At 45.7% G+C, this 25,317-nt stretch carries 22 protein-coding genes and 2 pseudogenes; 11 read left to right on the plus strand and 13 right to left on the minus strand.

The annotated features are described in order from the left end of the window. Positions 1–70: 70 nt before the first annotated feature. The 4 genes from BM271_RS04250 to BM271_RS04265 all read right to left on the minus strand — a co-directional run bounded on the left by BM271_RS04250 (position 71) and on the right by BM271_RS04265 (position 6,372). Positions 71–1,663: a type I restriction-modification system subunit M gene (locus BM271_RS04250; RefSeq protein ID WP_046791596.1), complete on the minus strand. Its 1,593-nt coding sequence runs from the start codon at positions 1,661–1,663 to the stop codon at positions 71–73. 63 nt (positions 1,664–1,726) lie between these two features. Further along, positions 1,727–4,510, minus strand: a complete 2,784-nt coding sequence (locus BM271_RS04255; RefSeq protein ID WP_046791202.1) for a type I restriction endonuclease subunit R — start codon at positions 4,508–4,510, stop codon at positions 1,727–1,729. Between the two features lie 243 nt (positions 4,511–4,753). Next, the gene (locus BM271_RS04260; RefSeq protein ID WP_046791203.1) at positions 4,754–5,950 is read right to left on the minus strand and encodes an MFS transporter; all 1,197 of its coding nucleotides are present in this window, start codon (positions 5,948–5,950) and stop codon (positions 4,754–4,756) included. A 14-nt stretch (positions 5,951–5,964) separates the two neighbouring features. Continuing rightward, positions 5,965–6,372 carry a MarR family winged helix-turn-helix transcriptional regulator gene (locus BM271_RS04265; RefSeq protein ID WP_046791204.1) on the minus strand — a complete coding sequence of 136 codons (408 nt, stop codon included), beginning with the start codon at positions 6,370–6,372 and terminating at the stop codon, positions 5,965–5,967. A gap of 233 nt (positions 6,373–6,605) precedes the next feature. Between BM271_RS04265 and BM271_RS04270 the strand changes: the two genes are divergently transcribed. Continuing rightward, a complete protein-coding gene (locus BM271_RS04270) occupies positions 6,606–7,376 on the plus strand; it encodes a class I SAM-dependent methyltransferase (RefSeq protein ID WP_046791205.1) in 771 nt (256 codons plus the stop codon). 64 nt (positions 7,377–7,440) lie between these two features. On the opposite strand, the gene BM271_RS04275 is transcribed toward BM271_RS04270, so the two are convergent. Then, positions 7,441–8,406, minus strand: a complete 966-nt coding sequence (locus tag BM271_RS04275) for a LacI family DNA-binding transcriptional regulator (protein WP_046791206.1) — start codon at positions 8,404–8,406, stop codon at positions 7,441–7,443. Positions 8,407–8,517: 111 nt separating this feature from the next. Between BM271_RS04275 and BM271_RS04280 the strand changes: the two genes are divergently transcribed. Together BM271_RS04280 and BM271_RS04285 are read left to right on the plus strand one after the other, a co-directional pair. Next, on the plus strand, positions 8,518–9,159 hold the full coding sequence (locus tag BM271_RS04280) for a bifunctional 2-keto-4-hydroxyglutarate aldolase/2-keto-3-deoxy-6-phosphogluconate aldolase (RefSeq protein WP_046791207.1): 642 nt from the start codon (positions 8,518–8,520) through the stop codon (positions 9,157–9,159). Further along, the gene (locus tag BM271_RS04285) at positions 9,159–10,169 is read left to right on the plus strand and encodes a sugar kinase (RefSeq protein ID WP_046791208.1); all 1,011 of its coding nucleotides are present in this window, start codon (positions 9,159–9,161) and stop codon (positions 10,167–10,169) included. The genes BM271_RS04280 and BM271_RS04285 overlap by 1 nt, the downstream gene beginning before the upstream one ends. Before the next feature lie 40 nt (positions 10,170–10,209). Here the strand turns inward: BM271_RS04285 and BM271_RS04290 are convergent. Further along, positions 10,210–11,003 (minus strand): annotated as a pseudogene (locus BM271_RS04290) (SDR family oxidoreductase). 97 nt (positions 11,004–11,100) lie between these two features. Here BM271_RS04290 and BM271_RS04295 point away from each other — a divergent pair. Next, on the plus strand, positions 11,101–12,270 hold the full coding sequence (locus BM271_RS04295; protein WP_046791209.1) for an ROK family transcriptional regulator: 1,170 nt from the start codon (positions 11,101–11,103) through the stop codon (positions 12,268–12,270). A gap of 243 nt (positions 12,271–12,513) precedes the next feature. Here the strand turns inward: BM271_RS04295 and BM271_RS04300 are convergent. The 4 genes and pseudogenes from BM271_RS04300 to BM271_RS04310 all read right to left on the minus strand — a co-directional run bounded on the left by BM271_RS04300 (position 12,514) and on the right by BM271_RS04310 (position 15,018). After that, a pseudogene (locus BM271_RS04300) lies at positions 12,514–13,172 on the minus strand (mannonate dehydratase). A 19-nt stretch (positions 13,173–13,191) separates the two neighbouring features. Continuing rightward, the gene (locus BM271_RS04305) at positions 13,192–13,647 is read right to left on the minus strand and encodes a glucuronate isomerase (RefSeq protein ID WP_046791210.1); all 456 of its coding nucleotides are present in this window, start codon (positions 13,645–13,647) and stop codon (positions 13,192–13,194) included. Between the two features lie 8 nt (positions 13,648–13,655). Continuing rightward, the gene (locus BM271_RS14265) at positions 13,656–13,832 is read right to left on the minus strand and encodes a hypothetical protein (protein ID WP_158462241.1); all 177 of its coding nucleotides are present in this window, start codon (positions 13,830–13,832) and stop codon (positions 13,656–13,658) included. Next, positions 13,819–15,018: an MFS transporter gene (locus tag BM271_RS04310; protein ID WP_046791211.1), complete on the minus strand. Its 1,200-nt coding sequence runs from the start codon at positions 15,016–15,018 to the stop codon at positions 13,819–13,821. The genes BM271_RS14265 and BM271_RS04310 overlap by 14 nt, the downstream gene beginning before the upstream one ends. A gap of 490 nt (positions 15,019–15,508) precedes the next feature. On the opposite strand from BM271_RS04310, the gene BM271_RS04320 reads away from it, so the two are divergent. The 6 genes from BM271_RS04320 to nhaC all read left to right on the plus strand — a co-directional run bounded on the left by BM271_RS04320 (position 15,509) and on the right by nhaC (position 21,742). Next, positions 15,509–15,949 carry an acyl-CoA thioesterase gene (locus BM271_RS04320; protein ID WP_046791212.1) on the plus strand — a complete coding sequence of 147 codons (441 nt, stop codon included), beginning with the start codon at positions 15,509–15,511 and terminating at the stop codon, positions 15,947–15,949. A 1-nt stretch (position 15,950) separates the two neighbouring features. Beyond that, complete coding sequence (locus BM271_RS04325; RefSeq protein ID WP_046791213.1) at positions 15,951–16,799, plus strand: SDR family NAD(P)-dependent oxidoreductase; 849 nt, start codon at positions 15,951–15,953, stop codon at positions 16,797–16,799. 164 nt (positions 16,800–16,963) lie between these two features. Further along, positions 16,964–18,160, plus strand: a complete 1,197-nt coding sequence (locus BM271_RS04330) for a glycerate kinase family protein (protein WP_046791214.1) — start codon at positions 16,964–16,966, stop codon at positions 18,158–18,160. Continuing rightward, positions 18,160–19,539 (plus strand): SLC13 family permease, encoded by a 1,380-nt coding sequence (locus tag BM271_RS04335; protein WP_046791215.1) that lies wholly within the window; start codon positions 18,160–18,162, stop codon positions 19,537–19,539. Before BM271_RS04330 ends, BM271_RS04335 begins: the two co-directional genes overlap by 1 nt. 118 nt (positions 19,540–19,657) lie before the next feature. Next, on the plus strand, positions 19,658–19,858 hold the full coding sequence (locus BM271_RS04340; protein WP_046791216.1) for a hypothetical protein: 201 nt from the start codon (positions 19,658–19,660) through the stop codon (positions 19,856–19,858). A 405-nt stretch (positions 19,859–20,263) separates the two neighbouring features. After that, positions 20,264–21,742, plus strand: a complete 1,479-nt coding sequence (gene nhaC, locus BM271_RS04345) for a Na+/H+ antiporter NhaC (protein WP_046791217.1) — start codon at positions 20,264–20,266, stop codon at positions 21,740–21,742. A 43-nt stretch (positions 21,743–21,785) separates the two neighbouring features. Here the strand turns inward: nhaC and BM271_RS04350 are convergent, their stop codons facing one another. Beyond that, entirely contained in the window at positions 21,786–22,409 is a 624-nt protein-coding gene (locus BM271_RS04350) for an SDR family oxidoreductase (protein ID WP_046791218.1), read from the minus strand. A gap of 62 nt (positions 22,410–22,471) precedes the next feature. Continuing rightward, complete coding sequence (locus tag BM271_RS04355) at positions 22,472–23,290, minus strand: ZIP family metal transporter (protein ID WP_046791219.1); 819 nt, start codon at positions 23,288–23,290, stop codon at positions 22,472–22,474. A gap of 133 nt (positions 23,291–23,423) precedes the next feature. Between BM271_RS04355 and BM271_RS04360 the strand changes: the two genes are divergently transcribed. Then, a complete protein-coding gene (locus BM271_RS04360) occupies positions 23,424–24,281 on the plus strand; it encodes an EamA family transporter (protein ID WP_200795324.1) in 858 nt (285 codons plus the stop codon). Between the two features lie 26 nt (positions 24,282–24,307). Here the strand turns inward: BM271_RS04360 and BM271_RS04365 are convergent, their stop codons facing one another. Next, positions 24,308–25,249, minus strand: coding sequence for an LLM class oxidoreductase (locus tag BM271_RS04365; RefSeq protein WP_046791221.1), 942 nt, complete (start codon positions 25,247–25,249; stop codon positions 24,308–24,310). Positions 25,250–25,317 lie beyond the last annotated feature (68 nt).

Genomic DNA, 25,317 nt, shown 5'->3' on the forward strand with positions numbered 1-25,317 from the left:
AACTTACGCTGTTCCCAATCCTCAAAAAACCCTTTAAACCGGAGTTCTGGGACTCTTCTTTCTTCTTTGCTCATCGGCGAAACACCTCTTTTGTAGCTTCTATCAGAGCCATTCCTTCTTCATCGCCTTCCAGATCATCCAACATTTTGAGTAAACTTTCTTCAGATTCTTTTATCTCCTGGTTGATGGTTTTGATCTCTTTGTGCAGAGCTTTGATGTCTATAGGTTCTTCTTCCTCGAATGTGTCTACATATCTCGGGATATTAAGGTTGTACTCATTCTCTTCTATCTCTTCCATTGAAGCTACGTGGCTGTACTTTTCTATTTCTTCACGTTTTCTGTAGGTCTCAACGATTTTCTTCACATCTTCGTCTGTTAGATGGTTCTGGTTCTTCCCTTTTTCAAATGATTGGGATGCATCGATGAATAGCACATCGTCTGTTGCTCTTGATTTTTTGAACACTAAAACTGTCGTTGGAATACTTGTACCAAAGAAAATATTCGCCGGTAAACCGATGATTGCATCCAAGTAGTTCTTTTCTTCCATGAGATACTTACGGATAACGCCTTCGGCTGCACCCCTGAACAGTACACCGTGTGGTAGAACAACCGCCATTGTGCCGTTATCATCGAGATGATGAACCATGTGTTGAACAAATGCAAAATCAGCTTTAGATTTAGGTGCCAGCTTCCCATAATTGCTGAAACGTTCATCTTCCAAGAATGATGGGTCTGCGCTCCATTTTGCACTGTACGGTGGATTCGCTACAATCGCTTCAAACTTCTGACCTATAAAAGCCGGTTCTTCCAACGTATCTCCATTTTCTATGGAAAATGCTTTGAAGTTCACATCGTGAAGCAGCATATTCATTCGAGCCAGGTTATAAGTCGTGCTGTTATACTCCTGTCCATAATAATGTCTGACATGAGCCAACCGTCCTACACGAAGCAGTAATGATCCCGACCCACATGTCGGGTCATAAACACTGCGTAAGTTTGCTTTATCAGTTGTAACAATCTCAGCAAGGATTTTAGAAACCTGCTGCGGCGTATAGAACTCTCCTGCTTTTTTACCGGCAGTTGCTGCAAACTGACCAATCATATACTCATAAGCATCCCCGAGCATGTCAATTTCCATTTCACTATGTACAAACGGCAATGTATCCAAATTCATCATAACTTTGGAAATCAGCTTCGTACGGTTCGCTACATTATTTCCTAGACGGTTGGACGTTAAATCCATGTCAGAGAATAAATGAACAAAGTCATCTTCACTCTTTGTTCCTAAAGTAGATTCCTCCACCTTATTAATCGCTTTGGACAAATCTTCTATATCAAATTTACCCGCTTCAATATCTTGTACTAAACTGCTAAACAAAAATTCCGGCTCAATGACATAACCAATACGCTTTATCAATTCTTCTGACAATGCTTCTTTTAATTCCTCATCTTTCCAGGCTTCATTAAATGAAATATCATCTTCTCTTAGCATGTCTTCCACTTCTTCTTCTGTTTTCTCTGAAAGGAAACGGTAGAAGATCAAGCCCAATATATAATTACGGAATTCACTCGCATCCATGTTTCCACGCAGATCATTCGCAATACTCCATAATTTTTTCTGCAGCTCAGCCTGCTGCTGCCTCTGTTTTTCTGTAACTGTCATCATAATAATTGTTCCTCCTGTGAAACTATATATAAACCCTCAAGTAATACTTGAGAGTTTTGTTTACACTCCGTATTTCGCTGTCACTTCTTTGATATATCCTTGAATTAAATCTATTTTTTTCCGTCTTGTTAAGAATGAACCCTCAATTCCTTGTTCAATATCCTTTCGGAAGACCTGCCCGCTGTATTGATATTCAGAAAGCAGTTTATTCAATTGCTCTTGCGAGTAATCGTTCTCTTCAGCAAACTCTCTGAGTTCACGAATCTTTTGCTCTTCTTCAAAATCCAAATACTCGGCTGCCACATTTGCACCCTTGCCAAGTGTCGGAACCACAGTGTCCAGGAACTCTTTGATTAATTCTGATTTCAAACGAAGCTGTTCGTCATCCGCTCCGTCCAGAATATTTCTAATGGATTCTATTTCCCGCTTCTGATTATTTTTATTAACCAGATCGATATCATTAATGAGATTTATGATGTAACTGACAGTGATATTATCATTTCGAATGATTTCAATCTCAAAATCAATATCTTCAAGTATTGACGCTTTTTCAGGGTCTGGCTTTTTAATATGCTCTTCATAAAGATCCAAATAATGACTTCGGTAATTCTGATGCTCCTGTTCGCCTATTCCAAGTTCATCCACAGTAAATTCAAATTCGATGAATGTTTTTAATTTGAGCAGCACTCTGCTCACCCTTCTGAATGCCTCAACAAATGATTTAATATCTTCTTCTCTTTCTATATCATTTGCGTCGGCAGGTGATGGCGCTATGGCTTTCAATGAATATAAAGCTTTCTTGAATTCTTTTAAATATTCATCATAAGACTTCTGAATCACTGTATCAGTATCTTCTGTTTGTGAGAACAATTTTATCGCATCATCGGTTTCTTTCTTCAGGTTTCTGAAATTAACGATGTTGCCGTATGGTTTATTCAGTTTCTCAACACGGTTCGTTCTTGAATATGCCTGGATCAGATCGTGATGTTTTAAATTTTTATCAACATATAATGTATTTAACTTCTTGCTGTCGAACCCTGTTAAGAACATCCCAACAACAATCAGCACATCTATCTTTTCACCTTTAATCCCTTTTTTGACTCTTTTTGAAATGTCATTGAAATACCCATCATAGGAATCCAGAGAGAAATTAGTGTCATACATTTTGTTATAGTCTGCTATCACTCTTGCAAGCTGGTCCTTTGCTGATTCTTTAATCTCACCATCACGTGAGTCCTGGTTCGCTTCATACGTGAATATCGTTGCAACTTTTAACGCTTTATCACCTTTATCCACTTCACGTTCTTTAAAAGCATCATAGTACTTCATGGCCATTTCTATACTCTGAACCGCAAAAATAGCTGAGTATTCTTTCTTAACTGTTTTCTTGGAATGGATGTCATAGATATAGTCTGCAACCAGATCTATACGGTCATCAGCAAGCCATACTTTATTTGCTTCTATTCCCCTCACGTATCCATCGGCCAGAAAAGGATTTTCTCCTTTGAATGTGTTCACATATTCCACACTGAACCCCAATACGTTGCCATCACGAATCGCATCTTTGATCAAGTAGTAATGCAGACATTTACCGAAAATATCTGCAGTTGCCCGCCCATCCTGGCTGCGGTTTTCCTCGAATCTCGGAGTCCCTGTAAAGCCGAAGAATTGAGCGTTCGTAAAGTGTTTTGCGATTTGTGTATGCATGTCACCAAATTGCGAACGGTGGCATTCGTCGATAATGAATATTACCTTATCCGTTTTATAGCGCTCCATTACCTCGTTGTTTCTTTTTACGGCGTTATTCAATTTCTGTATTGTCGTAACAATCATCGGCTGCGACTTATCTGCAAGCTGTTTTTCGAGCTTTGCTGTGCTGTCTGTTAAATCCACGGAGTCTTTCTGGAACTTGTTGAACTCCGCCATCGTTTGAGCATCCAGATCTTTCCTGTCTACAAGGAAGATTACCTTGTTGATTTCAGATTGTTCAGCCAGGAGCTGGCTCGCTTTAAACGAAGTTAAGGTTTTGCCGCTTCCCGTCGTGTGCCAAATGTAGCCATTATTATTCGTCTCAAGCGCCTGTTCAATCAATGCTTCTGTGGCATAAACTTGGTATGGCCTCATTATCATCAAGTTGTGGTCAGTTTCATTCATTATCATGTAATGGCTGATCATTTTCGACAGACGGCATGGCGTACAGAAATCAGCCAGGAATTCAGACAAGTTATTTATCGTCTGATTATGTTCATCCGACCAGTAGAACATACTGCTCTTATATATCTGCTTATCACTGTTTGCAAAATATCTTGTGTTCTGACTGTTGCTCACTATGAACAGCTGAGTATACTTGAACAGACCTCTGAAGTTGTCTCTGCGATAACGCTCAATCTGATTGAATGCCTCATTGATGGCTACACCGCTACGTTTCAATTCAATTTGTGTGACCGGCAGTCCATTAATCAGAATGGTGACATCGTATCTTCCTTCATACTTGTCACTCACTGCCACTTGGTTCGTTACTTGGAATGTATTTTTGCGCCATGAATCTTTGTTGAAAAATTCGAGGTAAAGTTCCGTCTCATCATCTCGTCGAAGGACAAACTTATCTCTTAATATCTGTGCGCTTGTAAATACATTCTTACCGCTGATCTGTGTCATCAGGCGGTCAAACTCACTGTCTGTCAGCGGTTTGCCATTCAATTTTTCTGTATGTCGTTCATTTAATATTTCTCTGAAATTATTTATAAGTGCATCTATAGAACGCAACTTAACATTTTCAAATCCCTGTCGCCCCAGCTGACCCATCACTTGATTTTCAAGTGCCGCTTCGCTCTGATATCCCATAAAACAACCCTCACTTATAAATATTGGAAGTTCCTTCTATTGTACTATAAATCCGGGTTTTAAATAGTATGTTTGTTCGATTTTTGAATGATCATTGCGAAAAAACAGTATGGCCCATGGGATAGATAAAATTATAAATAAAAAACCGTACGTGAGACTCCCAGGGGAATAGCATCAGCGTGAGACTACAGGCTCACGCTATGCCCCAGGAAAGTGAACGTACGGTTTTATTTATATATGAATCTATTCCAAATTCTCTACTCTTCTATTCCTGCTTTCATGTCTTCCGTATACAAAGTAGAAGATCACCAGTCCTACGAGTATCGATATTACGAGGGACTGATACAGTCCGCCGTAGCCGAGTGACGGCACGAGGAAGCCGAGGAAGAATGGTCCGAAGCCGAGTCCTACTTCCAGCATGATGAAGTAAGTGGACGTAGCGAGCCCTACGTTGTCCCTGTCTGCCAGGTTTACACATACCGTCTGGGCGATGGACTGGAAGTTACCGAACCCGAGTCCAATCAATGCGCCTGCCAGCAGCATGATGAATCCTGTTGTGGAGTTGCCAAGGACATAGAATCCGATTGCCATGAAGATGAATGTCGGATATAAAACAATGTTTGCTCCTTTTTGGTCCATCATCTTCCCTGTCAGCGGCCTTGTGAGCATCACGACTGCGGAATAGACCAGGAAGAAGAAGCTTGCTGCTGTAACGAGGTTGACTTCAATTGCATACAGGTTCAAAAATGACAATATGGATGCGTATGCGAGACCCATGAACAGAACTGAAAAGCCCATCGGCAGTGCATCACGGTCTATCATTCTGAACTTGCCGGCTTCAGGTTTATAATCCCTTGTAATATTATTGAGCCTCACCATCGGTGTCATGAGTGCAACAATGAATACTGCAATGAGCACAAGAATGAGCATTGTATTGAAACTCATGATTTCAAGGAGCAGGAATCCCAGGAAAGGTCCTACTGCCGATCCAAGTACGAAGCTTAAACTGAAATAGCTGATCCCTTCCCCCCTTCTGTTTTCAGGTACTGAAATCGTCGCAAGTGTGTTGAGCGCCGTACTGATCAGCCCTGTTGCAAAGCCGTTGAGGAAACGTGCAGCAATCAGCAGGACCAGACCGCCATCGATGAAATACAACCCGTAAGTCAGGAAGAATAGAACTGTCCCGATATACATGATTTTCCGCGCACCCAGACGATTCACCTGGTACCCCGATATCGCTCTTCCCGCAAGCACTCCGACGATAAATATACTTGCCACCAGTCCGGCAGTGCTTGCGCTAGCGTTAAAATTTTCAATCGCAAAATTTCCGATCGTAACGATCGATACATACATCGAAAACATTACGATGAAATGATAGAAGAAAATGATGATGAACTCCTTTGTCCATATCTTTTCACTTAAATTTCTAGCTTTTCCCATTCCGAGGATCCTTTCTATATTTTCATTTTTTCAAACGTGATGATCATCTCTTCCAACTGTTCCTGATCCACATTCTGCAGTACTTCGCGCTGCATCTCATGCATCCGTTTGCTCACTTCGTCAAAAAGATGCGCACCTTCTTCCGTCATCGTCAGGTTCTTGACCCGGCGGTCTTCACCCTGCTCGGATTGTATGAGGCCAAGCTCCAACAGATGCTTGATCACTTTATTCGCGGTCGATTTTTCAATCTGCCGCCGCCTGCTCACATCCACTAAAGTCGTCGTGCCGTGTTTGGCAATATCTTTTAAAATCAGCCATTGGGAGCTGTAGAGGCTGTAAGTCGTCAAAATACTGTTCGCTCTATTGATATAAGGTCTGTATAAAGCAACATATGCATCAAAAAATTCCTGTTCTATACGCATAAAAACACCTCTTTGGTTAGTTAGACTAACTAATTATAAAGTATAGAACTAAACTAGTCAATATTTAGAAAGAATGCTCGTAAAATAAAAATCATTCGCAATTAATAATAAGTTATGCTTATGTATTTATATAATAATAATAGATTTAACTTATTAATAGCTGTGTGATAAAGTGATTGTACGGTTGAGTATTTAAATATTCAGTTAATACTGATGCAAAGGGGTAGAATGGTATGGATATTAAGCAGGACGTCAAAAACCAATTTGGACGCAGTGCTGATTTCTATGTAAGCAGCAAGATACATCGTAACGGCGGAGATCTGAATACATTGATAGAGATGGCACATACAAAAGAAACAGAATATGCGCTCGACGTAGCCACAGGCGGCGGACATACAGCGAATGCCCTCGCTCCGCTCGTCAAAAAGGTGACAGCGATGGATATCACGCCTAAAATGCTTGAGAATGCTGAGGAATTCATTAAGGGGAATGGGCACACCAATGTAGAGTTTGTTGAGGGTGATGCCGAAAAGATGCCGTTTGAGGATGGATCATTCGACATTATCACCTGCCGGATTGCGCCCCATCATTTCCCGGATATCGAGGATTTCATAAAAGAGGTTTACCGTGTACTGAAACCCGGCGGCCGTTTCCTGCTGGATGATAATGTTGCCCCGGAAGAGGATGCTTTCGATGATTTCTATAATAAAATAGAAAAAATACGCGACTACAGTCATTACCGTGCATGGAAAAAGACGGAATGGCTGCGCATGCTTGAACATGCCGCTTTCGAGATTGTCGAAATGCACCGCTTTGAAAAACACTTTGAATTCGAAGATTGGTGCACCCGGATGCATTTGACGGATGAAGAGAAGAACACACTGACCAGCATAATGCTTGAAGCTGAAGAAAGTGTGAAACAGAAATTCCGCGTCCAGTCAGAGGCCGGTAAAATCGAATCGTTTCAGGGAGAGGCTGTATTATTAAGCTGCGTTAAATGGTGATTCAGAATATCGTATAAAGCAAAGGGAAACCCATTCATTTGGGTTTCCCTTTGTCCGGTTCCGGTCATCTCTCTATGAGCTTCCCCTTATAGCTGTTTACCAATTTGTCCGGCTCTGCTCCGCCCTCGACTTTTTCCATGAGAGCCAGATAGGCATTTTTCGCGATCTCTTCGACCGGCTGTGCAATCGTCGAGATCCGGGGGCGGTATACATCCGCAAGCGGCACATCATCTATCGCAATCAGATGGTTCTTTTCCAGATCCAGGTCCATTTTATTCGCAAATTCCAGGAACGCCATGAGTGCAAAGTCATTGGCGAGTATAATGCCGTTCGAGCCCTCATTTTTAAATTCCGCTTCTATGCGTGAGTAGAGCGCATCATTTTCCCCTGTTATGGCTTTCTGTCCCGGCGCCAGTTTCATAAATCGGGCCAGCCGCTCCACTCTCGGGGTAATGTCCATTTCATCTGAAGTACCGACGTAATAGAGGTTTTCGATCTTTTTATTCTGCAGATGCCCAAATGCCATTCCCACTGCATGATGGTTATCCAATTTGAAGGATGGTATATCCACATGCTCCATGAACCTGTCCACAAACACCACCGGAAAATTCTGATTGGCGAGGCTCTTATAGAGCGCATCATTCGCAGTGGTCGGCATGATGATCATGCCGTCAACCTGCTTTTCAATCAGGCTGTTGATGTATTTCTCCTCTTTCCCGGGGTCATCGTCGGCATTGCATATGATCAGGTTATAGTTGTTTTCATCACAGTAATCTTCAATTTTCCTGGTGAGTGAAACGGCAAAATGATGCAGGATATTCGACACGATGATGCCCACCGTCTTTGTCGACCTGTTCTTCAGATTCCTGGCCATGAAATTGGGACGGTATCCGAGCTCCACCACCGCTTCTTTTATCCTGTTTCTGGTGTCTTCCCCCATATAGTTATACCGCCCGTTGAGATACTGGGAAACGGTGCTGACCGAGACCCCCGAGCGTTCGGCCACATCTTTAATTGTTATCCTTTTCATGTTATAATGCTCCTAAGACTAAAACGTTTTAGTAAAGCGCTTTATTATTATTTCCAATCTACATTTAACGTAGCATGCAGTCAAGAAAATATCCACTTGGGAGTGAAGATCATGAAGAAATTCAGCATTTTGAATAAAATCCGCGAGAACTACCTGATCGCCGTCGTGCGCGGCAAAGGGTTCGACGATACAGTGAAAATGATCGAAAGCATCACAGAAGGCGGCATCAAAAATATCGAAATCACCTACACTACACCGGGAGCGAGTGAGCTGATCGAGCATTTCGCCGACCGCGAAGATATCTGTGTCGGTGCAGGAACGGTCATGTCCAGTGAGACTGCGGATGAAGCAATACGCCGCGGTGCCGAGTACATCGTCAGCCCGCATTTTGACGCGGCAGTTTCCGAGCTGTGCAACCTGAACCAGATCCCCTATCTGCCGGGATGTGCGACTGCAACTGAAATCGTCACTGCAATGAAGTCCGGTGTCGATGTCTTGAAAGTATTCCCGGGCGGCGTACTCGGCGCTTCCTTCATCAAGGACATCAAGGGGCCGATCCCTCATGTGAATCTCATGCCATCCGGCGGAGTCAATAAAGACAACATGGCCGAATGGATAGAAAACGGCGCTTTTGCGATCGGTATCGGCAGCGCCCTTGCCAAAGGATACGACGGTTCCAACCCTGAAGTCGTCAGAGAGAATACAGAGAGCTTCGTTTCTGTATATGAAGCAGCAGTGAAAGGAGAAAAATAATGAGATTCATCACTTTCGGAGAAATCATGATGCGGCTCAGCACAGAAGCCGCATCCACTTTCAAAACTGCAAACCAGTTCAACATCAACATCGGCGGCAGCGAGATGAATGTCGCAATGAGCCTTGCCGCTTCCGGCGTGGATGTCGCGATGATGACTTCCCTGCCTGATAACGGATTTGGCCAGCGTACCGTCTCCCTGCTCAAAAGCAATGATATAGAGACCAGGCACATCAACCTGACCGGACGGAGAATGGGCACTTACTTCCTCGAACAGGGATTCAATGTCCGGGGATCTTCCGTCATTTATGACCGTAAATATTCAAGCTTCGAACAGTCCACCAGGGCCGACTATGATTTCGACAGTGCATTCGAGAATTATGACTGGTTCCACTTCAGCGGCATCACACCCGCTCTTAATTCCGGACTCCAGGATGTCCTCATGGACGCACTCGAAGCCGCAAAAGCACGCGGCATGAAAATCAGCGCGGACCTGAACTTCCGGGGCAACCTCTGGAGTTTTGAAGAAGCAAGGGAGACGATGACTAGATTCATCAAATACTGTGACGTCATCTTCGGGTACGAACCCCTTGAACTGATCGAAGACGGCAGGGAGATCAAGGACGGTCTCGAACGCAATCCGGATGCCGATACACTGAAACCGATTCTGGACAGGATCCATAAGGAATACGGCGTATCGCACATTGCATTCACGCAGCGTACAGTCATCCATTCTAATAAAAACGTCATCAAAGCGATGATTTCCACGAAAGACCGGATCCATGAAACGGATTCATACGAAGTGGAAATCCTGGACCGCATCGGTACCGGAGACGCATTTACTGCAGGAGTGATCCACGGCCTGATGGATAACCAGCTGGGCTACGAAGACACACTGCATAACGCACTTGGCAACATGCTTTATAAACACACCATCAGCGGGGACTTTCTGACTGAAAACATTTCCACGATGAGCAGTGTGCTGGACGCGACAAAAGAAGTGAAAAGATAAAAATCGAGCTGTCCTCATGCGCGGACAGCTCGATTTTATTTTATACTCCCGAATATGCCGAGAATCCGCCGTCTACAGGAATCGTGATACCTGTGACAAAGCCGGATGCTTCATGATCCGCCAGATAGAGCAGCGTGCCGAGAAGCTCCTGGGGTTCACCGAATCTCCCCATCGGAGTTGCACTGATGATCTTATGGCTCCTGTCCGTCAGATTGCCGTCACCGTCGAACAAGAGATCTTTATTCTGCCTGGTGACCAGGAAGCCCGGTGCAATGCCGTTGACCCTGACGCCGGTTTTGGACAGGTATACGCTCAGCCATTGGGTGAAATTCGTCACCGAGGACTTCGCACCGCTGTACGCCGGAATTTTTGTCAGCGGTGTGTATGCGTTCATGGATGAGATGTTGATGACCGTTGCATGCTCCTTCGGCGCCATGTCTTTCCCAAAAATCTAAGGGATCAGAGTGCCGAGGAAGTTGAGTTTGAACACAAAATCGATACCGTCCGTATCCAATGCAAAAAAGTCCTTAACATTCGGATCATCCAATTTGTCGGGATTGAGGTATTCATCGTCGGTGGACGCCGTCGGGTTATTGCCGCCCGACCCGTTCACCAGAATGTCGCATGCACCGAAAGTTTCATTGATTTTTGCCCTGGCCGCTTCACCGCCTGCTTTGTTGATTTCTTCTGCGATCGCTTCACAGTTCTCCAAAGTGCGGCCTAAAATTGCGACTTTCGCTCCTGCCCCGGCCAGCGCTCTGAAAAATGGGAACCCAGTACGCCGCCTCCGCCGGTGACGAGTGCAACTTTTCCTGAAAGATCTGTTTTATTCATATCGTTTCCTCCTGATAATTTAATGCTGAATTGCTGATGTTCCTATATTTTGTTAAAATCAGTTTAATAAGTAAACAAAGATGAGGATGGGAATTTTATGCTTACCGGTGATGCGAATTACATCAAAACCATGAACCGCCGACTTGTGCTCGAGGATATCATCCGGAACAAATCCATTTCCAGAGTGAATATCTCCAAACGGACCGGGCTCAATAAAGCGACGGTCTCCTCCCAGGTGACCGAGCTGATCGAACAGTCCCTCGTAATCGAAAAACCCGTGGAAAACTACCAGTCTCCCGGACGCCGTCCGATCAACCTGGAACTGAACCCGATGAGCACATACACGATCGGCATCGATATCGACCGTGCCCATATCAGAATCGTCGTCGTCAATCTCAAGGGCATGACTGTATACAACAACATGCACGACTTTGATATCAGGCGCACCGAGCAGCTTGTCGAAATCCTGCCGGACCTGCTGCAGCCGGTCATCAGCCAATATGATGAGGTTTATAGTCCCAACAAACTCGTGGGCATCGGAATCAGTCTCCACGGCATCGTCACCGAGTACAGGGAATTAATTTATTCCCCGCCTGACCAGATTCATATCCAGCCGCTGCTCACCAAACTCGAAGATACTTTTAAAGTACCCGTTTACACAGACAACAATGCCAACATGGCAGTCCGTGCCGAGCAGGCCTTCACTGAATATCAGTCAAACCTCTACTGCGTGACGTTATCCAGCGGCATCGGCCTCGGCATCCTGCTCAATAATGAAGTGTTCCGCGGATTCACCGGCTACGCCGGCGAAGTCGGACATATGATCATCAAACAGAATGGCATCCAGTGCAGATGCGGCAACCAGGGATGTTTCGAGCGTTACGCTTCCGATGAAGTCCTGAAGCAGTCCCTGTCGGAAAATAACATAGAACTGTACGATTATCCGACTTATGAATCGTTGAAGGAGAATGCGAAAGCGAAAGAGGTCTTTGACGCCTACATCTCGTTTCTGGCTGTCGGCCTGAACAACATCATCAACATCTTCAATCCGAAAAAGCTTGTCATCAACAGCAGCATTTTCACTAAATACCCAGAGCTTATTGAAGACTTGAAACCGAAGCTGTCATCTTCATTCATAGACTATGAAGAAATCGTCATCTCGTCACTCGGTGACCGTTCCAGCGCCCTCGGTGCTGCCATCGTCCCGCTCGCAAGATTTTTGGACATCAACCATCTGGATTTGAATGAATATCATTATACTCATTAATACAGGTACCTCTCTGCGTTTGCAGAGAGGTATTTTTGTTTGGAGGATGAAGGGCACTTCTTCGAACTTTTCTCATCATCGTTCGGAAAACGATAAGGTGAGGCGCCCCCTCTCACATCGTCGATTCCAAAACGAAGGCAGGACATCGCCTTTTCTCATCGTCGATCGGGGAACGATGAGGTGATGCCCCACCTGTCACATCATCGATTTCAAAACGAAGGCGGGGGCCCCATCTTCTACATCCTATTTCTTCAAAGTGTCCAAAATACCGTTCAGATAGGTCGCAGCGAGGGCGCGGTCGTACAGTCCGTAGCCGGGGCGGCCCGTTTCGCCCCAGATCATGCGCCCGTGGTCCGGGCGAATTGGGACGTCGACGCCTGATGCGACGAGTTTATCAATAATGCTCACCATATCGAGTGAATCATCATGGACGGAGTGCGATACTTCCTGGAATGAAAGTTCGCCTGTCCATTTCATGTTCCTTGCGTGTACGAAGTGAATGCGCTCCTTTGCCACATCGATGATTTCAAACAGATCGTTGTCCGGGCTGGAACCGTAGGAACTTGCGCAGAATGTGATACCGTTATTCACGCTCGGCACCGCTTCGAATAATTTGCGCAATGCCGCAGCCCCCGTGATGATGCGGGGCAGACCGAAGATGCTCCACGGCGGCCGCGTCCCATCTTGATGTCCTCATGCACCGGCACGGATTCGATTACATTCAATCTCATTCCGTGCGTGGCAACCTGATCCCGCAGTTCCACGATACGGTCATACGGCCACACTTCCCCTGCTGGAATATCGTAGATTGCAGACACAATCCCCTTCATCTGCGGAATCTGCCTGATATTCTCAAGCGTCACCGGATCCCCGGTGCCATACCATCTAAAACTCATTTCCATCTGAATCTCTCCTCTTCGATCAGTTTTCCAAACCAAAGTAATATTTTGCGTTGTTATAGCAAATATACTCTACATACTCTTTCAATAAATCCCGGTCATCCGGAATCATGCCCTGCTCCGCCCACTGTCCGAGCAGCTCACAGAGTATCCTTCTGAAATACTCATGACGCGTGAAACTCAGCATGCTCCTTGAATCCGTCAGCATTCCAATGAATGTTTTGAATGCCCCCGCATTTGCCAGCGTCTTCATCTGATCCATCATGCCGTCGTAGTTATCGTTGAACCACCACGCTGTGCCGAACTGCACTTTACCGGGGACGCCGCCCGACTGGAAGTTGCCGGCCATCGTCGCCATGATGATATTGTCCCTCGGATTGAGGTGATTGTGATAATCGACAATCGGCATATCCGCAGCTACATCGTGGAACAGCCATTTCGCGGTGTCTGTCGTGAGCAGGAAATCTTTATCAATCATTTATATCTCTACTGGGTCAGTCCGAACAGTTCCGGCAGGAATATCGGTGTGAATATCAGCACAGCTGGTGTGATGTCCATGACACCGATTTCAATATATATATAATGATGTTGGATAATGTGGAGTAAATCTTGAAAAGAGGTTGGACAGCAGATCTGCTGTCCAACCTCTTTAATTTTCTGCAACGTTTCTCCGCTTCATCCTGATCGCTATCGATACAAGCACAAAACACAGTGCAATGAATGCCACATTCATCACCACGACACCATTCCAGCCGAAGTCGTCCCAGAAGATACCAGCGGCCGTTCCGCCGATACTGGATCCTGTGTAATAAAAGAAAAGATACAGGGAGGATGCCTGGGCTTTATTGGACACAGCATTCTCCCCCACCAGCCCGCTGACGACTGAATGCGAGGCGAAGAATCCGTATGTGAACAAGCTGAGTCCCAGGACCATGATCAATAGATTCGGTATGAATAACAGGAAGACGCCAAGCAATGTGATGCCAAGGGCGATATAGATGAATTTCACTTTACCGAACTTGGCAACAAACCTTCCCGTGATCATCGAACTGAAAATCCCGATGATGAAAATCAGGAAGATCCAGCTGACAATCGACTGGCTGAGTGAATAGGGGACATCCAGAAATACGAAAGTGACATAACTGTAGATGGACAGGTTTGCACCCAGTAATAGAAAACCGACAAAGAAGAAGCATACCAGTACCGGATTCTTCATATGATGCAGCAGCGACCGGGTCAGCTGCATGAAGTTGAAATTTTGTGCAACAAAGTTCCTCGGCGGCCTCAGGCTTTTCCAGAAGATGACTGTCGCAATGATACTGATGATTCCGATGCCGAGCATGGCACCGTGCCATCCGATATAATCCGCAGCAACCCCTGAGAATACACGGCCGAATACGGCACCGAGTGCGTTTCCGCTGATATACAGCCCCATTGCGCCTGCAAGGCTTCTCGGATGGATTTCTTCACTGATATAGGCCATCGCAATCGACGGTACACCGGCCAATACCACACCCTGGAGGGCACGGAGTGCAATCAGAACGTAAAAGTTGGGGCTGAGTGCTGTGAGGATGCACAAAAGGGATGCGGCAAACATGGAAACCACCATGATGTTCTTCCGCCCCAGTGATTCTGAGATTGAGCCGAAAACCAGCATGCTGAGTGCCAGGGTCAGAGTAGTTATAGTCATCGACAGACTCGAAAGCGTCGCACTGACTCCGAATTCTTCAGTGAATATCGGCATGAGGGGCTGTGCGGTATAAAGGATTGCAAATGTGTTGAATCCTGCGGCGAAAAAAGCGAATGTTGTTTTTCTGAATTGGGGTGTCCCCTGCTCTATGTACTCCATTTCACTCGACTCCAAAATTTTATTTAATATAATTTTATCACTCTTTGACATAAGATTCCTAAACAGCCGGTCAATAAAAAGAACCCTTCGATAACGAAGGGCTCCGGAACACACTTTTAAAATGGCAGTTCTATTTCCTTATTTCTGCTGATCTGTTCCACCGTTTCAAGGAGAAGTGCAAGATAATCCTTTTCCATCTCCTCACGCGTCATCTGAGATGAGTAGGTCGAACAATTGATTGCAGCGATGACCTTCAGCCCTTTTCCAGAGCCTGGAGATGATATGCAGAACTTTTAATATCTTCATTCGTCATAGTCTATCCCTCTTGTTTGTACGATGAGTAAATACTTGTACTGATATTATAACATTATCGGCATTTTATTCCTTCATTATGAGTATATTTCAATAACGGCCATATGTACAACATGCGGGGATTTATGAAATGTTATAATGTGGGCATATATATTTTAAGAAATGAGAGGTCTAAACAATGGAAAAAGGATACATTGCAGAAAAAGAGATACAGGTCATGTATGCAGATACCGATATGATGGGGGTCATCTACCACGGCAGCTATATCAAGTGGCTGGAAGTCGGCCGCATGCAGCTGATTGAAGACATCGGCTATGACTATGTCGCCATGGAGCGCTCCGGATATTATGCACCGGTCTATAATATCAACGTCACTTATAAGAAATCACTTAAATACGGCGACCGTGCATTTGTAAGGACATGGGTGGCCAAAAATACCGGCATGCGGACGGATTATGGATTTGAAATCGTCAACGGGGACGGCGAAGTGTGCACATACGGCACTACAACACACATCGTCGTAAAGAAAGTGAATGGTGAATTCAGGCCGGTTGCCTTCAAGAAAGTTTTCCCGGAATGGTTCTTGAAATACGAACAGATCAAAGTGGATGAAAAATAACATGGCACATAAAACACTCGCAATTACAGGGGCCACTTCCGGAATCGGCAGAGCAACGGTACAGGAGCTTGCGGATGATTTCGATGAAATCATCCTCCTTGCCAGAAACGAAGTGAAAGCGGAAATTCTAAAGAAAGAATTAAAGGAAATGAACCGTGCACTGAAAGTGAAAGTCATCGAATGTAATCTTGCCAGTCTGATCAGCGTCGAAAAGGCTGCACTGCATACCCAGGAAAACTATGAAAAAATAGACTGTCTGATCAACAACGCAGGTGTGGTTTCATTATCAAGACAGGAAACAGCGGATGGGCATGAACTCATGATGGGCACCAATTACCTCGGCCACTATCTGCTTACTCATTATCTGATGCCCATCCTGATGAAGAGCGAAGCACCGCAGATTGTGATCGTTTCATCGAATGCCTACGGCTTCACCACACTCAAGTCTGATTACTTCAAAGGAAAAGGCAACGTAATGAATCTGTACGGCCGCTCAAAACTGGCTGTGCTGTACTTCATGCAGGAACTTCATGAACAGTTCAGTGACCAGGGGGTGAGGGTCACCGCCGTGCACCCGGGAGCAGTCTCTACAAATCTCGGCAGGACGAAGCAGAATGAAAAATTCGGCAACCTGGTCTATGGTGCACTCAGACCTTTCTTTTTATCCCCTGCAGAAGGCGCAGAATCGACTGTGCTCGCCGTCAGGAATAAAGAAAGGTATGATGGTATGTATATGCATGCCGGCAAAGAGATCAGACTCAAACCACACGGGCGAAGTTACTATGCCAGAAAAAGACTGATCAAAGATACGATCCATGAGTTGTACCTTGATGAATTCATGGAACATTGAACTCTCCTTGAATAGGAGAGTTTATTTATTATAATAGATTTTATTCCCTATTATGAAAGCGCCACACTAAAATTTAATCAATTATTAACTTTTCTCTAAGCCTTCTTAAACTAATCCTGTGTAAATTAAGAACCATCAAACATTACAGGCAGGAGGAATAAATCATGAAAGTAGTCGTAGTACCTTCAGGATTTAAAGAGAGTCTCAGTTCAGAAGAAGTAGGAAAAGCGATTAAAAAGGGGATCAGACGTGTGAATGAAGACCATAAAGTAACTGTCATTCCAATGGTGGATGGCGGTGAAGGATTTGTAGAAACGATTGTGAAACTGAAAGAAGGACACGTCATACGTACGGAAGTTGCCGGACCGGTTGGAGAACGGATCGATTCCTTCTTTGGTATGTTCACCGAAAACGGCGTGAAAACTGCAGTAATCGAGATGGCAGCGATTGCCGGGTTGCGTCATGTGCCTAAAAATAAAAGAAATCCGCTGAAAACAACCACATATGGTGTGGGAGCGACGATTATCAAAGCGTTGGATCATGGCGCAGAACGCATCCTGATTGGGTGTGGCGACTCTGGTACATCAGATGGCGGCGTCGGAATGGCACAGGCTGTCGGTGTTCAGTTCAAGGATGCCCGAAATAATAAAATCTTCATCGAGGGCGGCGGCGAAATCGACAGAGCCCATTCCGTGGATATGTCAGGTGTCGACCCGCGGGTCCTTGCTACGGATATTGACGTGGCTGTCAACTGGAAAAATGTGCTCTGCGGCAAAAAAGGAGTGGCTCATGTATTCGGTCCTCAGAAAGGAGCTTCGCCTGCTGACGTCGAAAAACTTTCAGACAACCTGGACCATCTTGCAGATCTGATTTTCAAAATGACCGGCGAAGATCTTTCAAAAGCAAATGGCAGCGGTGCATCCGGCGGACTCGGTGCAGGCCTTGTAGGATTTACAGGCGCAGTTCTTCATCCGAGGTTCGACATCATCAGAAAATACGTTGAATTTTCTGATGCAATCCAAAACGCAGATCTGGTCATCACCGCAGAAGGATGCATCGATTTCCAGACGCCGAATGATAAGATACCGTCAGAAGTTGCCCGCATTGCCAAGAAATATGATAAACCGGTCATCGCTTTTGCCGGTACAATCGGCAAGAAAGCAGAAATCAACTATGAGAATGGCATCGATGCCTTCACAAGCATCATCCCTAAACCCGCCACACTTGAGAAATCCATGACGGATGCCTCCAAATGGCTGCAGAGATGTACAGAAAGTGCCTTCAGACATCTGGCAATCGGCATTACCCTCGCAGAGGCAATTAAAAAGAAAGACAAAAAAACTAAAAAGGCCGGAGTATAATGTCCATCAGGAATATTATACTGCTGGGTTTGTTTACAGGGTTTGCAGCCGCAGTATTTTTTGCCGGCGATCTTGAGTATTCGGGGAAATTAAGTCTTGTCATATTTACACTATCTCTGGGAATGTTCATATTTTCAAGTATCCCGGCAGGTCTTGTCGCCTGGTTGTGCCTGAGTGCGGGCGTTGTACTCGGGCTGCCGCAGGAAATCCTGTTCACTTCCTTCAACACACATGTCGTCTGGCTGATGATCGGTGCCTTCATCATTGCTGCAGTGTTGGAAAAAAGCGGTCTGCTGAAGCGGCTGATCAGATGGGTGCAAAAGAATTGCTATTCCAGGGGACGGGTCACTTTATTCACGTTTGTTCTTGTACAGATACTTTCTGTCGTGATCCCTTCGACATCCGGCCGGGCATCCGCCCTCCTTCCCATCTACAGGGCATTCGGCAGTCAGTTCGGCAGGAATAAAAAATTCTTCGGGCTGGCGATTCCTGTCCTGATATTGATGGCTGCAAATACGACTCTGATTGGTGCAGGCAGTCATATCATTGGAATCGGCATACTGGAAGCACAGACAGACCGGACAATCAGTTACATGTCTTTCCTGATCTACGGTATGCCGTTCGGTCTTCTGATCGGCGGGATTTCCCTTTACCTATTGTCAAAATGGTATTTGAAGAATATGGAATTCCCGGAAGTTCAGGCACAGGGTGCAGAAGAAGAAAGTGAACCTCTTTCCAACCACGAGAAAAAAGCACTGTGGCTGATAGGCATTACACTCGCCCTCTGGCTGACAGAAGCGTTTCACGGGTTCGATATCGCATTCGTCACCATGCTGATGAGTATGATCATGATGCTGCCTCAGGCCGGTCTGATCAGCTGGAAAGAGGGGTTGCAGAATGTATCATGGAGTCTGATATTCTTTGTCGCAGGCGCCACGGCTTTAGGAGAATTACTCGTGACATATAAAGTCACAGACTACTTCCAGGAAAGATTTTTAAGCATCTTCAGCACACTTGATGTCACAAATGAGTTTATTATGCTGATGCTCATCGCTCTGATCAGTGTCACTTCCCATTTATATATCACAAGCCATACGACGCGGGCAGTCGTATTCATACCTGTATTGCTGATATTCGCAGATATGTTCACTCTGAATCCGTCTGCAGTCGTATTCATCGCACTGATCGGCATAAACTACTGCGTCACACTGCCTGTCAGTTCAAAGGCACTGCTGATATTTTACGAGGAAGACGACAGGCCGTTCACCACGCGAGACCTCGTCAAAGTCAGTATGTGGCTGATGCCGCTCTATATCCTATTGATGGTCGTTACGTACTATGTATTCTGGCAGCATCTGGGACTCAGTTTAATGGGATAGTCTCACAGGCATGTATTCTGGATAATCAGGATACATGCTTTTTCATATATAAATTAAATTTATAATATGTTATTCTGAACCATCAAAGTTTATATGAATCGGAGGTTGCTCCCGTATCATGGATATAATAATAATGATTCTGTACGTCGTCTTTGGATTCTCACTATTCCTGCTCGGCTTCACTTCCGTCATGGCCCTTTTAAAACTCTTGAATCTATGGGAACTTCGCAGCGTCAATGCCTATAAATTACTGCTTATCAATCTGGCCGTCTTTGCCATTTCAATCTTAGGTCTGACTCTGCTTTATAACATTTCTTAAAAGGTTGTTCGTGATGAAAAAGGAAATACAGTATTTTACCGGTTATTTTCTGGTTTTCCCGGTAATCTTCATACTCAGTTTCCTATTATGGAGATTTGTTATACAAGGGAACGGATGATTAAGGTGTTTTCAGCTCATGACAAATCTGATGTTTTTTGCTGTTGCACTCGTCATTTTTCTATCTGTTAAAAGTAATATTCGGCAGTTTTTACACCAGCCATCTGATTTTATGGGAAGATGGCTGCTTTTGTTCACCTGCCATCCTCTCAATAACATTTCTAATACTCTATCTCACAGACAGAAATAAATAAATATGCGATTCCAGCAAAAAGTTCAGTTTTAAATTTTCAGAAATTTCTTTCCGCTTGCTGACTACTGTTGTATAATCGTTCCGAGGTGGGAAATATGAATAATACTAACGAAAATGCGAAACAGGAAAAACAGGAATTCAGCTTTTTTACTGCATTATTACCGCTTGTACTGATGATTGCAGCAATGGGGATAACAGTCGTCTGGCTAGGACAGGATCCTCATATACCTTTGATTTTCGGAACCGCTTCTGCAGCGGTTGTTGCAATGACCCACGGTTACAAGTGGGATGATATAGAACAGATGATGTTCAAAGGGATCAGACTCGCCCTTCCGGCTGTAGTCATTATTATGCTCGTCGGCCTGATCATCGGATCATGGATCGGCGGCGGCATCGTTGCGACAATGATATATTACGGACTGGCTCTGATCAGCCCCGCATTATTCCTGGTAACAATCGTCCTTTTATGTGCAATCGTTTCTCTGTCCATCGGCAGTTCCTGGTCTACCATGGCGACTGTCGGTGTTGCGGGGATGGGTATCGGCCTGAGCATGGAGATACCGGCTGCAATGATTGCCGGTGCCGTCATTTCGGGTTCATACTTCGGCGATAAGATGAGTCCGATGTCTGAAACGACAAACCTGGCATCAGGTCTGACAAACACAGATCTATTCGTACATATCAAGCATATGTTCTACACGACAATTCCGGGAATCATCATTGCGCTCATTATTTTCTTTTTTCTGGGACGGCAATTTGGCGGAGGCGATGCAGCATCACAGACAGAAGTGACCGACATGATGACTGCCTTACAGGAGAACTTTGTCATTTCTCCGTGGCTGCTGCTGGTTCCTGTGGTCATGATCCTTTGCATAGTGATTTTTAAAATGTCAGCGATACCAGCGCTGATCATCGGAATTGTCCTTGGTTTTCTTTGCCATTTATTGGTACAGGGCGGAGATCTTGGTGCCGCGGTTGGTGCACTGCAGAGCGGATATGTAATCGAGACGAACAACCAGATGATCAATGATCTGTTCAACAACGGCGGACTTCAGGGCATGATGTTCACTGTTTCTATGACAATCGTTGCGATGACTTTTGCAGGAATCCTGGAATACAGCGGAATGCTGAAATCGATCATGCAGCAGATCATCAAAGTTGCCAGAGGCACATTCGGAGTTGTGGCTTCTACAATTGTTGCTGCATTTACTACAAACGCAACTTGTTCCGAACAGTACATTTCGATTGTTGTGCCTTCACGGATGTTCCTCCGAACCTATATCGAAAAGAATCTGCATTCCAAAAACCTTTCCCGCTCACTTGAGGATGGCGGAACGCTGACTTCTGTATTCATTCCATGGAACACTTGCGGCGTATATATATACGGCGTGCTCGGTGTCGCTGCATGGGAATATGCCCCTTATGCGATCCTGAACTTTACAGTTCCCGTGATTGCTTTGATTCTGGCAGCCACAGGCATCGGCATACAGAAGATTACAGACGAGGAAAAGGAAGCATTCATCAAAAAGCATTACAGTAATGTTAAAGACGAGGAAGCAGCAGAAGCTGTATAAATATTAATGGCATCTTCCCCTGACTTGGGAAGATGCCATTTTTTTATATGCTGTCTTCAACAGGCGTGTCGCCTTCGATGAGATTATAGATTTTATTGGCCGGCTGGTTTTTATCCACCGCATGGGCAATCACAGCTGCAACGTCCTCACGTGGAATTTCGCCCATTTCCGGTTCGCCTTCAAAGACTTTCACTTTTCCGGTACCCGCTTCATTCTGCAGCATACCCGGCCGGATGATTGTATAATCCAGTCCGGATGCTTTTAAATGCTCGTCGGCGCGGCGTTTGGCATACAGATAATGTTTGATCTGATCTGCATTTTTCGGATCGTCTGCACCGATGGAGCTTATGATCACAAAATGTTTCACGCCGGCTCTTTTAGCGTTATCAACTGTCTCGATTGCACCTTCCTGATCGATGATGATTGTTTTATCAGCGCCTGTACTGCCGCCGGAACCTGCCGCGAATACTACGGAATCCACATTTTCAAATGCATGGGAGAAATCTTTCTCCAGGTCACCGAGTACCGTTTCGATGCCCTTATCCTTAAATTGGGAAACCTGTTCTTCTTTGCGTACCATAGCAACGGGATCATGGCCTTTGTTTTTCAGCTTCTCTGCAACTTGATGTCCAATCTGTCCATTCGCTCCAACTACAAGAACTCTCATCAATAAATCCCTCCATTTTTGTATATATTCCTATATACCAATTTCGACCGGGGAATTAAACATTATCCGAGCGCCACATCCAAAATCATCATGAGTGTAAAACCGATCATAAGGCTCATTGCCGCAATATCGGAGTGTCCGTTTTTCTGAGTACTCGGGATGACTTCTTCCACGACGACGAATATCATTGCCCCGGCGGCAAGGCTCAGCGCATATGGCAGAACCGGTGCCATCAGTGATACCGCAAGCACCCCGACCATTGCCGCCATTGGTTCAACGACTGCAGACATCCAGCCGAAGAAGAAGCTTTTCGTCCTGGACATCCCATCCCCTCTGAGCGGCATGGATACTGCCATTCCTTCCGGGATATTCTGGATGCCGATGCCGAGCGCCAGTGTGGCTGCCCCTGCTGCGAGAGTCGCCGGATCTGCATTCGCAGCGACCGCTCCGAATGCGATACCGATGGCCATCCCTTCCGGAATGTTATGCAGCGTCAGCGAGAATACAAGCAGGGTACTACGTCTTCTGCCCCCTGCCCCGAGACCTTCAGTCCTGTCATCCGGTGCGTTCCTGTGCGTATGCGGAATGAGTTTGTCAAAGCCGTAGATGAACAGTCCGCCAAGAAGGAATCCTACGGCCGCCGGGAACCATTCTCCTATGAAATGCCCCTGGCTGTTTTCAATCGCCGGTGACAGAAGTGACCAGAAACTCGCTGCAATCATCACACCGCCGGCGAAGCCAAGCATTATATCGAGGAATCGTTCATTGACTTCCCTGGTGAGGAAGACGAACGCCGCGCCCAGCCCTGTCATACACCAGGTAAACAGTGTGGCAGCCAGAGCCTGCTGCCAGGGTGCAAGTTCCATAAAGAGTTCAACCATTTAAAATTTCCTTTCGTTTCTGTAATTCATTCATATAGAAATTATACCCGCAAATGAGGTATATTATCTATAATATTAATTTTCAAATAATTGATGGGGGTGTGTATACGTGAGAACGGGATTGGCACCAATTATGATTTTGATCGCTGCGATGCTTTGGGGGACTGTCGGGACAGCAAAAACTTTTGCCCCACCCGGGGTCGACAGCATATCGATCGGCGCCATGCGGCTTCTGGTCGGCGGCCTGGTACTGCTGATTGTCGCCGGGTTGATGGGCAAGATGACTTTGAAAGGATGGCCGCTGAAAACAGTGCTGCTGGCCGCTCTTTCCATGGCATTATTCCAGCCATTCTTCTTTAACGCAGTCAGTCTGACGGGTGTTGCTGTAGGGACAGTTACGGCAATCGGCAGTGCCCCGGTTTTCTCCGGCATGATAGAGTGGGTCATTTTCAAAACAAAGCCCGCGGGCATCTGGTGGGTTTCCACACTTCTTGCGGTTGCGGGCTGTATCATACTGATGTTCAACTCCAGCGCTGTTACGGTCGATCCATTGGGCATCCTGTCGGCTCTTGGCGCCGGGATTTCATTCGCTGGCTTTACAATATTGAATTCGCAATTGGTCAGAAGCCATCATCCGATTGCGAGTGCCGCAGTCATATTCTCGGTCAGCGCACTCATGCTATCCCCTTTCATATTCATATACGACAGCTCATGGCTGCTCGAGTTTGACGGCTTATTTGTCGCGCTCCATATCGGTGTGCTTGCCACAGGACTCGCCTATTATTTATTCGCATCCGGATTGAAAAATGTCAAATCCTCCACTGCCGTGACGCTATCCCTGGCTGAACCGTTGACCGCTTCCCTGCTTGGCGTATTCCTCGTCGGTGAAATTCTTGATATGTGGTCCTGGGCCGGCCTGATCATGCTGCTCATGGGAATTGCGCTGCTTGTGCTTCAGTCAAGGAAGCGCCGGGTCAGCATTGAAGTTTAGACGGGTCAACGCAGGAAACACCCTTTTCAGGGTGCTTTTCCCTGTACGATTTCCTCTCCTATTTCCTGAATCACTTCGTCCACAGGCCGTTTGGAAAATTTGGAGCCGATGATGACATGATCGACCCCGATGCCTTCCAGCTGCTGTAAGTACTTTTTAAGATGATTGACGCCAAGCCTGTATCCAAGATGGATCTGGCGGGGTTCAAAGTCCGGATCTTCAGTCAGGTCTATCGCTATGGATTGTATGAAAGGCTTGAAAGTTTTGGTGTGCCCTCTCCATTTCCGGATGAAGATCTCCTGCATCTCCAGAGCTCTTGGATACGTCATCCAGCCGTCCCCGTTTTCTGCAATCCACTCGAAATCCTGGCCGCTGTTCCCCGTCACAAACGTGGGTATATCCCTCAGTGCCGCTTTAGGCAGCAGATCACCTTTGCTCATTGCTAGTCGCTGGGTGAAAATCTCTGGGTCGTCAGCCGACCAAAGCCGTTTGATGACTTCAAATGCTTCCCTGAATAAATCCCCGCCTTCTTCCAGGCTTGCTTTATATGCATCGAATTCTATCGGCCGGTCCCCGGTGGCCAGTCCAAGCAGCAGTCTTTCCTTTGATATTCTATCCAGGGAAACCGCTGATTTGGCAATGTCGATCGGATGCCGGAATGTAGTGATGACGCTGCCGGTTCCAAGCGCAATCTTTTCAGTATGCGCCGCGATATAGGACAGGAATATCCAGGGATCGTACATCTGACCCGCATCGCCGAAACTGATGGTATCATTCAATGGAATATCCCTCGCCCATAAAGCTGAGAACCCTTCTGATTCAGCCAGTTTTGCCCTTTTAATCTGTGTATCCATATCCATTTCCGGGATGCTTCTTTCGTATCCTTCAAGCGGAAAAGAAAGTCCTAATGTCATCTTCCTTGATCCGAAAGCTTGCTTAAATCCGTTATGTCCGTCAAGTTTATGCATATTCTCTCTCCTTGAATCATCGGTTATTTCCATTATAGGAAATAGCCAATGCGCTTTCGTCTCGGCTG

The organism is Salinicoccus halodurans (assembly GCF_900114445.1).
GTDB classification, from domain to species: domain Bacteria; phylum Bacillota; class Bacilli; order Staphylococcales; family Salinicoccaceae; genus Salinicoccus; species Salinicoccus halodurans.